Source organism: Taklimakanibacter albus (genome assembly GCF_016595235.1).
GTDB classification, from domain to species: Bacteria; Pseudomonadota; Alphaproteobacteria; order Rhizobiales; family Aestuariivirgaceae; genus Taklimakanibacter; species Taklimakanibacter albus.
The window spans coordinates 1,124,469-1,140,107 of the sequence record NZ_JAENHL010000008.1; the positions used below are offsets into that span (position 1 = coordinate 1,124,469).

14 protein-coding genes are annotated in these 15,639 nt (G+C 61.3%); 7 read left to right on the forward strand and 7 right to left on the reverse strand.

Going from position 1 to position 15,639, the window contains the following annotated elements; genetic code table 11:
- Positions 1 to 48: 48 nt before the first annotated feature.
- On the reverse strand, positions 49 to 411 hold the full coding sequence (locus JHL16_RS28360; RefSeq protein ID WP_200188245.1) for a winged helix-turn-helix domain-containing protein: 363 nt from the start codon (positions 409 to 411) through the stop codon (positions 49 to 51).
- A 178-nt stretch (positions 412 to 589) separates the two neighbouring features.
- On the opposite strand from JHL16_RS28360, the gene adh reads away from it, so the two are divergent.
- On the forward strand, positions 590 to 2,110 hold the full coding sequence (gene adh / locus JHL16_RS28365; protein WP_200188246.1) for an aldehyde dehydrogenase: 1,521 nt from the start codon (positions 590 to 592) through the stop codon (positions 2,108 to 2,110).
- 41 nt (positions 2,111 to 2,151) lie between these two features.
- The gene (locus tag JHL16_RS28370; protein WP_200188247.1) at positions 2,152 to 2,544 is read left to right on the forward strand and encodes a DUF779 domain-containing protein; all 393 of its coding nucleotides are present in this window, start codon (positions 2,152 to 2,154) and stop codon (positions 2,542 to 2,544) included.
- Here JHL16_RS28370 and JHL16_RS28375 read toward each other — a convergent pair whose 3' ends face one another.
- Positions 2,545 to 2,724 (reverse strand): hypothetical protein, encoded by a 180-nt coding sequence (locus JHL16_RS28375; RefSeq protein WP_200188248.1) that lies wholly within the window; start codon positions 2,722 to 2,724, stop codon positions 2,545 to 2,547. It lies immediately after the preceding gene.
- 54 nt (positions 2,725 to 2,778) lie between these two features.
- Between JHL16_RS28375 and JHL16_RS28380 the strand changes: the two genes are divergently transcribed.
- The 3 genes from JHL16_RS28380 to JHL16_RS28390 all read left to right on the forward strand — a co-directional run bounded on the left by JHL16_RS28380 (position 2,779) and on the right by JHL16_RS28390 (position 5,890).
- Positions 2,779 to 4,758, forward strand: a complete 1,980-nt coding sequence (locus JHL16_RS28380) for a BTAD domain-containing putative transcriptional regulator (protein WP_200188249.1) — start codon at positions 2,779 to 2,781, stop codon at positions 4,756 to 4,758.
- 5 nt (positions 4,759 to 4,763) lie between these two features.
- Positions 4,764 to 5,261: a tRNA (N6-threonylcarbamoyladenosine(37)-N6)-methyltransferase TrmO gene (gene tsaA / locus JHL16_RS28385; RefSeq protein WP_200188250.1), complete on the forward strand. Its 498-nt coding sequence runs from the start codon at positions 4,764 to 4,766 to the stop codon at positions 5,259 to 5,261.
- Positions 5,262 to 5,407: 146 nt separating this feature from the next.
- Positions 5,408 to 5,890 carry a biliverdin-producing heme oxygenase gene (locus JHL16_RS28390; RefSeq protein WP_210346100.1) on the forward strand — a complete coding sequence of 161 codons (483 nt, stop codon included), beginning with the start codon at positions 5,408 to 5,410 and terminating at the stop codon, positions 5,888 to 5,890.
- Here the strand turns inward: JHL16_RS28390 and JHL16_RS28395 are convergent.
- From JHL16_RS28395 to JHL16_RS28410, 4 genes are all read right to left on the reverse strand, one after another.
- Positions 5,865 to 7,940 carry a histidine kinase dimerization/phosphoacceptor domain -containing protein gene (locus JHL16_RS28395; protein ID WP_200188252.1) on the reverse strand — a complete coding sequence of 692 codons (2,076 nt, stop codon included), beginning with the start codon at positions 7,938 to 7,940 and terminating at the stop codon, positions 5,865 to 5,867. The genes JHL16_RS28390 and JHL16_RS28395 overlap by 26 nt on opposite strands.
- 155 nt (positions 7,941 to 8,095) lie before the next feature.
- Positions 8,096 to 9,187 carry a serine hydrolase domain-containing protein gene (locus tag JHL16_RS28400; RefSeq protein ID WP_200188253.1) on the reverse strand — a complete coding sequence of 364 codons (1,092 nt, stop codon included), beginning with the start codon at positions 9,185 to 9,187 and terminating at the stop codon, positions 8,096 to 8,098.
- 70 nt (positions 9,188 to 9,257) lie between these two features.
- A complete protein-coding gene (locus JHL16_RS28405; RefSeq protein ID WP_246771192.1) occupies positions 9,258 to 10,343 on the reverse strand; it encodes a serine hydrolase domain-containing protein in 1,086 nt (361 codons plus the stop codon).
- 83 nt (positions 10,344 to 10,426) lie between these two features.
- Positions 10,427 to 11,449 (reverse strand): hypothetical protein, encoded by a 1,023-nt coding sequence (locus tag JHL16_RS28410; RefSeq protein ID WP_200188255.1) that lies wholly within the window; start codon positions 11,447 to 11,449, stop codon positions 10,427 to 10,429.
- A 211-nt stretch (positions 11,450 to 11,660) separates the two neighbouring features.
- Between JHL16_RS28410 and ku the strand changes: the two genes are divergently transcribed.
- Both ku and ligD read left to right on the forward strand, forming a co-directional pair.
- Complete coding sequence (gene ku, locus JHL16_RS28415; protein ID WP_200188256.1) at positions 11,661 to 12,530, forward strand: non-homologous end joining protein Ku; 870 nt, start codon at positions 11,661 to 11,663, stop codon at positions 12,528 to 12,530.
- 8 nt (positions 12,531 to 12,538) lie between these two features.
- Positions 12,539 to 15,073, forward strand: a complete 2,535-nt coding sequence (ligD, locus tag JHL16_RS28420; RefSeq protein WP_200188257.1) for a DNA ligase D — start codon at positions 12,539 to 12,541, stop codon at positions 15,071 to 15,073.
- On the opposite strand, the gene JHL16_RS28425 is transcribed toward ligD, so the two are convergent.
- Positions 15,070 to 15,633, reverse strand: a complete 564-nt coding sequence (locus JHL16_RS28425) for a TetR/AcrR family transcriptional regulator (RefSeq protein WP_200188258.1) — start codon at positions 15,631 to 15,633, stop codon at positions 15,070 to 15,072. The two genes, ligD and JHL16_RS28425, sit on opposite strands and share 4 nt — an antisense overlap.
- Positions 15,634 to 15,639 lie beyond the last annotated feature (6 nt).

Here is a 15,639-nt window from a genome sequence, read left to right on the forward strand (position 1 = left end):
CACTCGCTATGCCCAATAGACCATAACGAATGCGCGGCCGCAAGCCGATCAGGCACGTTTCTGGCGTTTGCTCCTGCCGTTGATCTCGGCATCGAGTGCGGCGACATGACTTTCCGCTGCGGACATTGCGGCACGCTCGATGGCGCGGTAGCGCGAGATGATGGTGAGCCCCAAAGGCGTCAAGGCGGCGCCTCCGCCCTTCTTGCCGCCGCTTCTCGGAATGACGACGGGTTCACCAAAGATTGAATTCAGCTCGTCAATCAGCTCCCAGGCGCGCCGATAGGACATGCCGAGCGCGCGACCGCTGGCGGCAATGGAACCCAGCGAAGCGATCTGCTCGAGCAACTGAATCTTGCCAGGCCCCAGTCGATGTTCCGGGTCAAAGTCAATGCGGATACTCAGATTGGCCAATTGGTGCTCCTTGGCGTCATAATCCTGCGAAGTTCGTGCCAGGTCCAGACCAAATCGCACCAATCACACTCTGTTCTGTTTTATGGCTTCGTTATTTTCAATTGGGACTAACGTCGCCTTGTCGTCATTCCCGACGGGGTATAACGTCGAAACGGCAGAAACCATGGGAGGTCCCGCTATGCTCGCCCAAGCCCTTAAAGAGATTGAAAAAACCGTCGCCATCCGGCCGCGCTACGAGAATTTCATCGGCGGCAAATGGGTGGCCCCGGTCAAAGGCCAATATTTCGAGAATATCAGCCCGATTACCGGCAAGAAGGTCTGCGATATTGCGCGCTCGACCGCCGAGGATATCGAGCTTGCCGTCGACGCCGCGCATAAAGCGCGCGAGAAATGGGGCAAGACCGCGCCCGCCGAGCGGGCCAAGCTCCTCAACAAGGTCGCCGATGTGGTCGAAAGCCGTCTCGGCCTCCTGGCGCTGGTGGAATCGATCGACAATGGCAAGCCGATCCGCGAGACGACCCATGCCGATTTGCCGCTGGTGGTCGATCACTTCCGTTATTTCGCCGCCTGCATCCGCGCCCAGGAGGGGGCGCTGTCGGAAATCGACGACGACACCGTCGCCTATCACTTCCACGAGCCCTTGGGCGTGGTCGGGCAGATCATTCCCTGGAATTTCCCGATCCTGATGGCGACCTGGAAGCTCGCCCCGGCAATCGCCGCCGGCAATTGCGTCATCCTGAAGCCCGCCGAGCAGACGCCGATGGGCATCATGGTGTTGATGGAGCTCATCGCCGACATCTTCCCGCCCGGCGTCATCAACATCGTCAACGGCTTCGGCATCGAGGCCGGCAAGCCCCTGGCCCAGAACAAGCGCATCGCCAAGGTCGCCTTCACGGGTGAAACCACGACCGGCCGCCTCATCATGCAATATGCGTCCGAGAACATCATTCCGGTGACGCTCGAGCTCGGCGGCAAATCGCCCAACATCTTCTTCGCCGACGTGATGGCCGAGAACGACGATTTCGTCGACAAGGCGCTGGAGGGCTTCACCATGTTCGCCCTCAATCAGGGCGAGGTATGCACCTGCCCGAGCCGCGCGCTCGTCCAGAAGTCGATCTATGACAAGTTCATGGAAAAGGCACTGGCACGGGTCAAGAAGATCAAGCAGGGCCATCCGCTCGACGCCTCGACGATGATCGGCGCGCAAGCCTCCAATGACCAGCTCGAGAAGATCCTGTCCTATTTCGACATCGGCCGGAAGGAAGGGGCGAAGGTCCTCGCCGGCGGCGAGCGCAACCTCCTCGAGGGCGAGTTGAAGGATGGCTATTACGTGCATCCGACGGTCTTCGAGGGCACCAACAAGATGCGCATCTTCCAGGAGGAGATCTTCGGACCTGTCGTCTCGGTCACGACCTTCGATACGCCCGAGGAAGCGCTCGCCATCGCCAATGACACGCTTTACGGACTCGGTGCGGCGGTATGGACACGCGACATCAACCGCGCCTATCGCTTCGGCCGCGCCATCCAGGCCGGGCGCGTGTGGACCAACTGCTATCACCTTTATCCCTCGCATGCGGCCTTCGGCGGCTACAAGCAGTCGGGCATCGGACGCGAGACGCATAAGATGATGCTCGATCACTATCAGCAGACCAAAAACATGCTGGTGAGCTACAGCCCGAAGGCGCTGGGTTTCTTCTGACAAGTCTTGCGCTGAAATACTGATCGAAGGAGAGGGCCGCCATGAAAGCGCACACGATCGAACGTGTTCTCGCCACCGAGGCGGCCCTCGATCTCATCGGCATGCTCAAGGACAGGCATGGACCGTTGATGTTCCATCAGTCGGGCGGCTGCTGCGACGGGTCGGCACCGATGTGTTACCCCCTGGGCGAATTCCGTGTCGGCGGCAGCGATGTGAAGCTTGGAACCATCGGCGGCTCGCCCTTCTATATGAGCGCCGCGCAGTTCGAATATTGGCAACACACGCAGCTCATCATCGATGTGGTCAAAGGGCGGGGCTCGGGCTTTTCGCTCGAGGCGCCGGAAGGCTTTCGTTTCCTGACCCGCAGCCGCGTCTTCAGCGACGACGAAGTTGCCGGGCTTCCCGCCGTCGTCTCCGGATCAGCCGACGCCTGATCAGCCGGCCGGCATCTTCCGCGCGATCGCCGCCCGCATACGCGTCACCAGAACCAGGATCAATGGCCATAGCCGGGCCTGCCTCGCAGGTTTTGCCCGCGCCGCCCGCAACCGCGATACGGCCCTTCTTTCCAGCTCTTCCAGATGCCTCAGCGGACCCATTGGGTTGACGTCATGCATGAACTTGCCTCCTCTACTCAGAGCAGGGTAGGAAGCGGCCGTCAGGCAACCGTCATGAGCACCGTCAAAGCACCGCAAAATCAGCACTTCGAGCCCTCAGGGACCGGCGTCGAAATCCGGCTTCTGGGACCGATGACGGTCCACGTCGACGGCCAGGCCGTAACCCTTGCCGCCAAGAAGGTCCGGGCGCTCCTCGCCTATCTAGTGCAGCGTGAGGGCGTCGATATGGCCCGCACCGTCCTCACCGGCCTGTTGTGGGGAGAGCGCGGTGAGGCGCAGGCGCGCGCCAGCCTGCGGCAGTCTCTTTCGGAGCTACGCGCGGCGCTGGGCGAGGCGGCAGATGCGCTGATCGCCAACAAGGAATCTGTGGCATGGAAGGCCGGTGCCGCGTGGCTCGACACCATGGCCCTTGAGCTTGCCGCAAAGAGCGATGACGACAGCCTCCTCCGCGCCACTACCGCGCTCTATGGCGGTGACTTTCTTGAGGGCCTGGCGATCGATGAGCTTCCCTTCGACCAGTGGCTCGTCAGCGAGCGCGAACGCTTTCGCTTGCTTGTCGCGACGATATACACACGGCTGGCAAAATCGGCAGAGGGCGCCGGAAGGACCGAAGAAGCGATCACCCACGGACTGAAGCTCCTGCAGCTCGATCCGTTGCAGGAGCATGTCCACCGGATGCTGATGCGCCTCTATGCGGCGCAGGGAAGGCCCGACGCTGCGCTGGCGCAATATGAGCGCTGCGAGCGTGAGCTGGCAAATCAGCTCGGCGTCAAGCCCGATGTCGAGACCGAAACGCTCATGCGCGCGATAAAGGCGCGCCGGCGCGAAACTCCCGCGCGGGCCGATTTCAAAGCCAGTCACGCGCTCCCCGACAAGCCCTCGGTCACCGTCCTCCCTTTCGCCAATCTGTCGAGCGATCGCGAGCACGGTTTCTTCGCCGAAGGTCTGACGCTGGATATCATCGCCGCGCTGTCGAAGATCAGCGATCTGTTCGTCATCTCCAGCAGCAGACCAGACTCACCCGACAAGGAAGCGCGCTTCAAGCTCGAAGGCAGTCTGCGCGCCGCCGGCAACCGCATCAGGGTGACGGCGCATCTGATCGATAATCAGTCCGGGAAACACGTCTGGAGCGAGCGTTACGAGGGTGATCTCATCGACATCTTCGCCGTTCAGGACCAGATCACCCAGGCCATCGCGCTCGCAATGCAGGTCAAGCTCACCAGCGGTGACATGGCCAGGCTGTGGGAGGGGCAGACGCAGAATCTGCAAGCCTGGGAGAAGATGGTCGCTGCGCGCGATGCTTTTCTGCGCTTCAACCGAGCCGATAATCTCAATGCCCGCAAATTGCTCGAAGAGGCAACTCTCATCGACCCGAATTATACCGGCGCGCTCATCCTGCATGGCATGACGTTCTGGTGGGATGCCCGCTTCAACAAGGCGGTCGATCCGGAATATTCGCTTCAGCTCGCCGAGAAAGATGCCGCTAGGGTTGTCGCCCTCAATCCTGATCTCGGCCCGGCCTATATGCTCAGAAGCGGAATAGCGTCGCTCAGAAGCCAGCATGACCAGGCCCTGGAGCTCGCCGAACAGGCCGTCAGCCTGTCACCCAGCGATGCTCACTCCGTCGGCTTCCTCGCCATGATTTACATGTATGCCGGCGAATATGAGAAATCGATAGCAACGCTCAAGATTGCGATCCGGCTTTGTCCGCAATATCCGTCCTGGTACACCTACTATCTGGCCTGGAGCCATCTGTGGGCGGGCAATTTTCCTGCAGCTCATGAACATGGCGAGCTATATCTACGGCAAGAGCCGAACGAACCCTTCGCTTATGCGCTCATGGCAACGATCTTCGCCTTTCAGGAGCGGCAGAGGGAAGCGGCGGACATGATCAAGGAGCTGCGCAGACACTCCCTCGATTTCGGCCTGACCGAGATACGCATGTCGCAGCCCTATCGCGATCCGGCAAAATTCGAGAAGGTCGTCACCGCCTTACGGTCGGCCGGCCTATCGGAACAGAGTGGAGGCTGCTGACGCATATGGTGCGCGAGAACGAGATTCGTGCGGGTGAAACCACCATCGACTTTCCATCCCGAACGGATGCCGGCGTGACTTTCATCGGGCGCATCAATACGCCCTGGACGTCGCGCCTAACCTGTCCGCGGCAAGGCCGGCCCGATGGGCCGGTCTGCAGCATGACGATCTTCCCACCCTGGGAGCAAGCGCTTGACGGGATTGAGCACTTCGAGCGTCTGGAAGTTCTCTACTGGCTGCATCTGTCGCGCCGCGACCTCGTGCGGCAAAGCCCCGCCAATGATGGCAGCGCGCGCGGGACCTTCGCCTTGCGCTCACCGGCGCGCCCCAATCCGATCGGCACCTCGATCGTCAGGCTGGTGGAGCGGCAAGGCGCGGTGCTCAAGGTCCAAGGGCTGGATTGTCTCGATGACACACCGCTTCTCGATCTCAAGCCGGATCGCAGCCTTTTCACACCGATCGCGCCGCCGCAAGCCGGCGATTTCGAGATGCGGCAGGATTGAGATGATCTCAGATCGTGATTGCCGATCGAGACTCATCGCGTTAATGAGGCCCAGCCGGGATCTATTTCATGGACTTAACTAATGACATAAGCCGAGAGCCCGCCGCCGCTCAGCTGCGCGCGCGGACCCGCGGCCAACATGAGGCTGTGGACGCTCTCTATTCCCGTTATGACCTCGGAACTTGCGGGTCTTATGGAGAGTTTCTTCAAGCGCAGTACCGAGCCGTTGCTGCAGCCGAGAAGGCACTGAAGGCTTTTCCCGCTCTTCCGACCTGGCGCCAACGCGCCGACCTTGTGGCGACTGACCTACGCTCCCTGGGTATCCCGCTTCCGGTTCCACTCAGCATTGATCTCTTGTCGTCACCTGCGCGAGCCCATGGGCTCCTCTATGTCACGGAAGGCTCGCGGCTTGGCGGACGACTGTTGCTTCGCGCAGTTGCCGACGATCTTCCAACACGCTTCTTGGAAGACGGGCATCATCCCGGCGAATGGCGGCGGCTGCTGGCTGCCTGCGATCAGTTCGCCAATGAACACACAGGAGCGATTGAAGACATGCTTGCGGGCGCGGAAGCGGGCTTCCATCTCTTCGCCGAAGCGGCGGTGGTCACGGTGCCGGGCGCGGCACGGTGATGACGGTGCGGAGGCCCGGATTGTTGTCGTAAAATTCGAGCTTGCCCGAAACACGTTGAACCAATGCCTCGATCATGCGCGAGCCGAACCCCTGTCCGACCGCCTCGCGCCTGCCCTTGCCCTGGTCCGATACGACCAGCCAGTAAGCCACGGCGTCGGCGGACAGGACAATATTGATGGGACCTGCCGCGCCCTCATAGGCGTATTTCTGCGCGTTTATGATAAGCTCCGTCAGAACGAGTCCCAAGGAAACAGCGTGTGTTGCGGGAACGCCCACATGGTTCAGTTCCAAGGCAAACTGATCGCTCCATTCCGCGCCCATCGAGGTCTTGAGCTCGTTGCACAATTCGGCAAGATGTTGAGCCAGATTCACTGTCTGCGGCTGATCATCCTTGTAAAGCCGCTTATGAACCAGACCGACCGCAACGATCCGGCGCTGTGCCTCGGAAAGATGCACCGAGACTTCCGCATTTTCGGTCGAGCGCATCTGCAAGTTCAGATAGGCGGAAACCAGTTGCAAGCTGTTCTGGACCCGGTGATTGATCTCCCCGATGAGATAGTCCTTATCGGTGACCAGGCGCCGCAGCATTTCCTGCTGATGAGCCTCGTTCAACATCTGCCGCAAACGGGCAGCCGCGGACATCTCCGCTTCGGTCCAAGGCTCGGAACGGCCGCGTTCAATCTCTTTCCAGGATTCGAAGGATGCGCGGGGTGACAAGGGGATTGAAGGATTTCCCGGTCCTGCTTTATGCGGGTTACCGGCCCAGTTCACCTCCTCAAGCAGCTCAGGTCGGAACCAAAGCAGCCAGATATCGTGGTTTGCCGGCAGTGAAAAGGCAACGAGGCCGCTGGCGATCTCCTGATACGCCGTCGCCGCGGGAAATTCCACCCGGAGCTCGCGGTTACCGAAAAGCGGCACGTCAGTTTCGCGCAACCAGACGACAAGCGCCCGGATGAAATCATCCGGAGGCACAGCATCGAAGCGATGAACCACCGAGCCGATACATATCGCCAACCCCGATGCACCAAGTATTGCACGAAGCTTTGGCCCCGCCTCGGCGAGGAATGCCGCCAGTGAGGACCTGTCGGAGATCAGCGCGGCCAGATCATCCTGTTCCTGCCTCAGTCGCGTCATCTGACGATGATTGCTGGCCTCCTGCTTGGCCTTGATCTGCCGGGCCAAGCCACCCGCCAGGGTGCGCGCGATCAATCGCGTCTCATAGCCAAGACGGCGCGGCGTCAGATGATGGCAAGCGATCAGCCCCCACAGGACTCCGTCTATCACGATCGAAACGGACGCCGAAGCGGCGAGTTTCATGTTGCGGAGATACTGAACGTGAATGGGAGAAACACTTCGCAACGCCACGTCACTCAAATCGAGCGCGGCAAGATCCGCGGAAGCGGGCCGCAAGGGTTGTGGCAGATAATTCACATCGGGGATGCAGCGTACGCGATTGCGGACATAAAGCGCTCTCGCCTGAGCGGGAATGTCCGACGCGGGAAAACGATGATTGAGAAAGGTCGACAGCCCGGGATCACGCGCTTCCCCGACCACTGTACCGGTGCCATCTTCGAGGAATCTGTAGACCATCACGCGGTCGAAACCAGTCAGAGTCCGGAAAATCTTCGCTGCCACGGCGCACAGCGAGGTCAGGTCCTCGGCAGCCTCGAATGCAGCACCGCTCTGGTCCAGCCAGTCGAGCGTCGGCGTCAGTGCTCCCCTGTTCTCATCGACAGGTTCGAGCTCGACCAGAAGCAGACCCGCGGCACGATGGCAGGAGAGCGCAAAACGCTCGCTTCTGCCCGCTATTTCCGCGAGCTGGTAGGAGGCAAGCACTTGCTGCGCCGGTGCATTCAGCGTGACTACTCCCTCCCGGCCTATTACACTTTCGAGCGGCTGATCCAGCCAGTCGCGGGCCAGCCTGTCCTCGATCTGTCCCGCACCGCCAATGATGCGCGATGTCGCGGAATCCGCAATCAACAGAAGGCCGTGGGGCTGAATGGAACCGGGGATATGGATAGGCTCCCGGTCGCAAGCGCTGGAACCCAAGGATGGAGCCGGATCAACGGAAGCAGAGGGAACTCGGATCATCAATTGTCAGCCGAAACTCGAACTAATGGCGCATCTGTCCCGTGTATACGAGTTTCAGTTGCCAAGGCAAATTCGATTGCCGGTGCTGATGGCCGGGCAGGAATTGAGTTCGTCTAGATTCGCTTCAGTATCGCATTGTTCAAAGCCTCGCCGTTCTCGCCATTCGACATGACGATCTTGCCCCGCCGCTTGCGCGGGTTGGCGACATAGATGGCGCGGAAGCCCCAGTTGACGCCGCTGTGATTGATCATGCCGGCATTGTCGATGAAGACGCCCAAGCCCGCACCGCTCTTGACCGGCGTGATCATCTGGCGCGCCAGCTTCTTGGGCAGGAATGCACCGTCCTGGCCCGCGGCGGCTCCCACCAGCGCCATCAGCATGCGGGCCAGATCGCCGGGTGTCGTCCACAGGCCAGCCGCCGCCATCTCAGGGTAAATGTGATAGTCCATGCGGACAGTCTCGCCCTTGTCGGTATGTCCGAAGGCCAGCTTGCCGGACAGCGGCTGGCGCGGCTGCTGCATGGACGAATTTGACATGCCGAGCGGCTGCAGCACACGCTGCGCGACGACCTCGTGATAGGAGGTCGTCTCGATATCCAGAATCAGCCGCTGCAGGATCGTTATGCCGCCCCCCGAATAGCGGAACTTTCTTCCTGGCGGCGTATCGACGACGATGGGTTGCGAATTCGCCGCCCCTTGCCCGTTCAGAATATCGATCACCGAGGGAATGACGTCGTCGCGCTCATAGCCGGCGAAGCCATGCACCGTCGTACCACCGGTATGCGACAGCAGCATGCGGGCAGTGACCTTATCCGCACCGTTGCCGGTGACCTGCCAGCTGGTGAGGCGCCGGTTCACCGGCTCGTCCAGATCCAGCTTGCCGTCACGCGCCAGGCTCAGCACACAGAGCGCATTGGCCGTCTTGCTGATCGATGCGGCCTGGAATCGCGTTTCGGGCGTTGCGGGATCGCCTCCGGCCTTCTGGTGGCCATAGGCTGCCTCGAGGGTGATCTCATCGCCTTCGAAAGCCGCAACGCTCACCGCGGGAACGCGATATTTCCGCAGCAACGCCTCGACGTCCCCGCGGCCCGGCGACTTCGCCGCCGAGGCCGGCGACAGTGCGCCAAAACTCATGGCACCCATCCAGGCCGATCCGCCGACCAGAAAGCCACGCCTGCTCGCGCGGCCCAACCGCTGCCATGTCATGATATCCCGCCTGTCCCTGGAACTCGATCAAATGCCAGCAAACCGGCTTTGTGGCGGTTTGGCAAGATGGTCAAAGACGCTTCAGCAAATCATTATAGACCATGTCGCCACGTTGGCCGTTCGCCATCACGATCTTGCCGCGTCGGGACTTAGGGTCGACGAAATAGACGGCGCGAAAGCCCCAATTGGCGCCGTCGTGATGGATCAGCCCTTTGGAATTGATGAAGACTCCGAGTCCGGCACCGTTCTGCACCGATGTCATCATTTCAATGGCGAGAGTCCTCGGGATAAAGGCCCCTTCCTTACCCTCGGCGGAATCGAGCATCGCCATCAACATGCGGGCCAGATCGCCGGGCGTCGTCCACAGGCCGGCCGCCGCCATCTCGGGATAGATGAAATAATCCATGCGAATGACATCGCCATCGATCGTGTGACCGGAGGCCAGCTTGCCCTTGATCGACTGCAAAGGTTGCCGCATCGAGGAGTTCGACATGCCGAGCGGTTCGAGAACACGCCGCGCCACGGTCTCCTCATAGGGCGCCGCTTCGATTTCCGTGATGAGCTTCTGAAGGACGACGACGCCACCGCCCGAATATCGATATTGTCCCACCGGCGCGATCACTTCGATCCGCCGGGTATTCGCCGGCCTGACACCATCGAGGACCTCGTCCAGCCGCGGAATGACGTCGTCTCGCTGATAGCCCGGAAATCCAGCTATCGTCGTTCCCCCCGTATGGGAGAGCAGCATTCTGATCGTGACATTCTCCGCATCCTTACCGGTCAATCGCCAGCCGGACAGGCGCTTGTTCACCGGATCGTCCAGGCTGATCCTGCCGTCGCGCACCAGACTTAACACACAAAGCGCATTGACCGTCTTGCTGAGCGAAGCGGCCTGGAAGCGTGTCTCGGTCGTGATTTTCGCGCTATCCGCCTGCCGTCGCCCATGAGCGGCACAGAGCACGAGGCCGTCGCGGTCGAAAGTCGCGAAGCTCACGGCGGGAACTTTATATTTCCGGAGCAGAGCGGCAATGGCTGTCGCGGATGGCGATTTTGCCCAGGCCGGAGGAACCGAGCCCCCGACCACATTACTCAACAGAGCGGATGCGCCAATCAGAAATCCCCGACGACTGACGCAGCTCGAACGCAGCGTTGTCATCTTATCTGCCTCTAGCCGACCCCCATCTCAAAAGAGCGGCTTTGCCGTCTCTTGGCAAGAGCGATCAGTGGTTGCAGTGATGATCAGGGCTTCGCCGCGGTGGTGGGCGCCTTCGCCGGAATCGACTTCGGCACCCGCTTCAGCGTGATCTTGCCGGCCGGATCGATCAGATCGCCCTTCGGATCGGACATCGTCACATAGACATGGTTCGGCACTTCCGGCGGATAGGCCGGATGCAGATCCTGCGCATGGCCGATGACGGTTTCGCCCGCCTTCACCGTGTAACGGGTATTGGATTTGAGGGCCTGCTCGATCTCGGGCGTCAGGCGCAGGAACGACACCGTTGCCCGGTATCCCTTGTCGTCGCGCAGGACGAGCCCTGCAAAATTATTGCGCGGATCCTCTTCCTTCTCCACCCAACCAGTCAGTGGCGCATAGACCGGCTCGTCGACCTTGGTGAGATATTCGGTGCCGCCGGCAAAGAAGAGCTTGGACTTATCGAGCCGGTCGGTGAGGAACGGGCCGCCGCCACCTTTCTGGCAGCACGGACGAATCTCGCCCGACTTGGTCGGCGCCTTCAGTGCCTTCTGCGCATCGGGATAGGCTACGCCCAGTTTTGCGTTGGGCGCGAGGAAGCGACGGAAGCCGTGCACGTCGCGGTCATCGATCTCGGCCTCGGTCAGGTCCTTGTTCTTCACATAGGCAGCGAAGCCGCTCAGCTGCTTGTCGCGGTCCGTCTGCGCCGGATCGGTTTCATCGCCGCGATATTTCTTGGATGGGTTCTTGGGGTCATAGGTGTAGGGGCCCTGCTTGTCGCGGCCGACCCTGGCATTGACACGGCAATCGCGGTCGGAGGTCAGATTGCAATAGCCGCGCTCGAGGTCACGGCCGAGCTTGCGGGCGCCACGGCCGATCGCTTCCCCCGCATCCTCGGCGCCTTCCTTGACTGCCTTCCCGGCTTTCTTGGCGCCGCGCTCGATCGCCTTGCCGGTCTTGCGGACGCCCGTTCCGATATCGCCCAACAGGTCAGCGCTGGCGGGGGCCACGTGCAGACCGGAAAAAACAATGAGAGCAGCACAGCATAGAGCGAGGCGGTTCAGGGACATGGCGCTTCAACCTTTCGACTGCCGTTCTGAAATAAGGGTCGCATCTCCGTTTCGCGAATTCAATGTCGCAGCGGCAGGCAAGTTCCATCCACCCATATGTTGTGGATTGAATTTAGTAACCGCCTAGTGTGTTTTCGGTTTGTTTCCGTAGAGGAACCAGGGTGCACAGGATACACTTTAATTAGAAGTCAGTTGGTCAGTGGTGAGTATCATGGCAGTTCCCGGCCGCGCCTATTGGAAAGGCTTCCTCAGGCTCTCGCTCGTCTCCATCGGTGTGGCCGTCTACAACGCGGTCGATTCGACCTCCGAGATCAAATTCAATCAGATTCATAAGCCGACCGGCCAGCGGATCAACTATACCAAGACGGTAAAGGGCCTGGGTCCGATCGACAATGCCGACATCGTCAAGGCCTATGAGATCGACGAAGACACCTATGTGATGCTCGAACCGGAAGAGCTCGAGGCGATCAAGCTCGAAAGCAAGAAGACGCTCGATCTACAGCTCTTCGTCGACACCCAGGAAATCGATCCACGTTATTTCGAACGTCCCTATTACATCGTGCCGACCGATGAGCATTCGGTCGAAGGCTATCTCGTGATCCGCGACGCGCTCAAGAAGAGCGGCAAGCTCGGCGTCGGCCAGGTGACCATGTCGGGACGCGAATATCTCGTCGCCGTCGGCCCCCTGGACAAGGGCCTCGGCATGCATGTGATGCGCTACGCCAACGAGATCAGGGCGGCGGGTCAGTATTTCTCCGACTTGCCGGATAAGAAGCTCGATGCGGAAATGGTGACCCTGGCGGGCGAGCTCATCGGCCGCAAGGCCACGGAGTTCAAACCCGAGCACTATAAAAACCATTATGCCATCGCGCTTCAGGAGCTGGTGCGCGAAAAGGCCAAAGGCCGCAAGATCGTCGCCACGGCGGAAGAGCGGCCGAGCGGCGCCAATGTCGTCGACCTCATGGACGCGCTGCGGCGCAGCGTGACGGACGACAAGCCGGCGAAGACGGCCGGCGGCGCGCCGAAGAACGGCGGCGACAAATCGGCGGCGAAGAAGAAGGCCAGCGGCGGACGCCGTTAGACCGCTGAATGCCGGCGCAACGCTCTGCAGCCAAGACGCCCAAAAAATCCACAGGCCGTCTCGCGACCTATCGCGCCAAACGCGATTTCAGCAAGACGCCGGAACCTCCCGCCAAAATCGGCCCCAGGAACGAGTGGCGCTTCGCCGTGCAGCGCCATGAAGCGCGCCGTCTGCATTTCGATCTGCGGCTCGAGCTCGACGGCGTGCTGAAAAGCTGGGCCGTCGCCAAGGGCATCAGCATGGTGCCGGGCGTCAAACGGCTGGCGGTCGAGACCGAGGACCACCCGCTCGATTATCTCACCTGGGAAGGCGTCATCCCCAAGGGCGAATATGGCGGCGGCACGATGATCGTGTGGGACCGGGGCACCTGGCTCGCCGATGGCGATCCGCGCGAGGGCCTGAAGAACGGCAAGCTCATTTTCGCGCTCAATGGCGAGAGGCTGAAAGGCCATTGGCATTTCGTGCGCATGAAACGCAGGCCCGGCGAGCGCCAGGAGCAATGGCTGCTGTTCAAGGGCGAAGACGACTATTCACTGGGTGCCGGCGATCTCGAGCCGGCGGCAACCGAGCTCACATCCGTCATTTCCGGCCTCACCAATGAGGATCTGGCGGAGCGCCAGCAAATCCGCCCCGACCACAAAGCGCGTGAAAAGATAAGACGCGCCAGCGGCGCGAAAGCTTCGGCCTATAGCAAGCTAAAGGGGGCCAGGAAGAGCATATTGCCGGTCTTTGTCGAGCCGGCCCTCGCCGAGGAACGCGACGGGCCGCCACAAGGCAAAGGCTGGCTGCATGAAATCAAACATGACGGCTATCGCATGCAGGCGAGGCTCGATGGCGGCAAAGTGAAACTGCTCACCCGCACCGGCCTCGACTGGACCAAGCGCTTCCCCACCATCGCCAAGGCGTTGGCGCAATTGCCGGTAAGCTCGGCCCTGCTCGATGGCGAGATCGTCGCCCAGGAAGACAGCGGCATCTCCACCTTCACCGCGCTGCAGACCGATCTCAAAAGCGGCCGGCGCGACCGCCTCGTCTATTTTATGTTCGACCTTCTCTATTGCGAAGGCGTCAATCTCGCCGGCGTGGCGCTGGCGGATCGCAAGGCAGCGCTCGAAGAGATTCTGCGGGCCGTGCCGGGCTCGCTGCCTTTGCGCTACAGCGCCCATATGGACGAGGGCGACAGCCGCACCATCTTCGCCCATGCCTGCCAGATGGGACTTGAAGGTCTGCTCTCCAAGCGCGCCGATGCCCCCTATCGCAGCGGCCGCGGCGACAGCTGGATCAAGAGCAAATGCGCGCTCGGTCAGGAATTCGTCATTATCGGCTATGTCCCCTCGACGACATCGCGACAGGCGGTGGGCTCGCTGGTCTTAGGGTTCTATGACGGCAAGGAACTGGTCCATGCCGGACGCGCCGGCACCGGCTTCACCGACGAAACGGCGCTGGCGCTCAGAAGCGGACTGGCCACGATCGAAACAGAGCAGCCCAAATTCAAGCGCCCGGTGGACAAGCAGTCGCTGCAGAATGTGCGCTGGGTCGAGCCGAGGCTCGTCGCCGACATTCAATTCCGTGGCTGGAGCCCGGACAAGCTCTTACGCCAGGCCGCCTTCAAGGGCCTGCGCGAGGACAAGGCGCCCAAAGACGTGAAGCTGGAGATCCCGCAGGAGCAGACGAACAGAGGGGGTAAAACGGTGACAAGCGACGTCAAGCTCACCCATCCCGACCGCATTCTGTGGCCCGAGGACGGCATCACCAAGCAAGGCCTTGCCGAATTCTACACCGACATCGCGGAGTGGATCCTGCCGCATATCACCGGGCGCGTCCTGAGCCTGGTGCGCTGTCCCGGCGGCGTCGGCAAGTCCTGCTTCTATGCCAAACACATCTGGGATGGCGCCGACAAGTCGCTGCTGCCTGTCGATATTGGCGAGGCCGAGCCGATGCTCGCCATTCGCGATCTCGACGGCCTCATCGCCCTGGTGCAGGCAAATGTGCTGGAAATCCATCCCTGGGGCTCGCGCGTCGAAACGCTGGAAAAGCCGGACCGGATCATTTTCGATCTCGATCCGGGCGAGGACGTCGCCTGGGAAGAGGTGATCGAAGGTGCCTTCGAAGTGCGCGAGCGGCTCAAAAAGCTGCGCCTCGAAAGCTTCGTCAAGACGACAGGCGGCAAGGGCCTGCATGTGGTGGCGCCAATCTCACCCGCGGCCGACTGGGACAGAGCGAAGGACTTCACCCGCAAGCTCGCCGAGGCGATGGCGACAGATACGCCGCGCAAATATCTGGCGGTGATGACCAAGGCCCGCCGCAAGGGCCGCATCTTCGTCGACTATCTGCGCAATGGGCGCGGCGCCACCGCGGTCGCCGCCTATTCGACCCGCGCCCGCAAAGGCGCGGCAGTGTCGGTGCCATTGACCTGGAGCGAGCTCGAGACCGGGATCCGCGCCAATCATTTCAGCATCGACAATCTGCGCCAGCGTCTCAGCCATCGCCGACGCGACGCCTGGGCCGGCTTCTTCGAGCTGAAGCAGAAGCTGCCTAAAGCCTAGTCCCTCAACATCGCCGCGATGAAACGCTTGAGGCTCGCTTCCACATAACGCCGTACATCATCCGTCGGCTCGAAACCCCACCAGAGCAATGAACCTTGCCAATGCGATGCGGTGAGGAGTCCCATATCCTTAGGCACCCCGGCACTCGAGGCGAAACACTGATCGAGCGCCTTCGAAAGCGCGCGTCGCCAGGCAGCTCCGCGCGCGCGCAAGACCGGATCGCTCAGATCCTCGCGCAAGACGAGAAGCCCTCTGGCATAGGCTTCGATGCCACCATAGCCTCCGGACAAAGCGGAGAGGAGCTTGATCGCGCCGGCGGGCGTCTTGGGCACTTGCCGGGCGAGCTCGGCGGTGCGGGCGTCGAACTTATCCCAGGCATGGAGCAAGGCGGCCTGCTTCAGCCCGTCCTTGCTTTTGAAACGCTGCACCAGCGTGGCTGGCGCGAGGCCGCAATAAAAGGCGAGCCGCGCAAAGGTCAGCGCTTCAGGTCCTTCCGCATGGAGAAGGCGGTGCGCGGCATCCAGAACATCGGCGTCGGTCTGCGTCTTCGGTCGAGGCATCTTGAC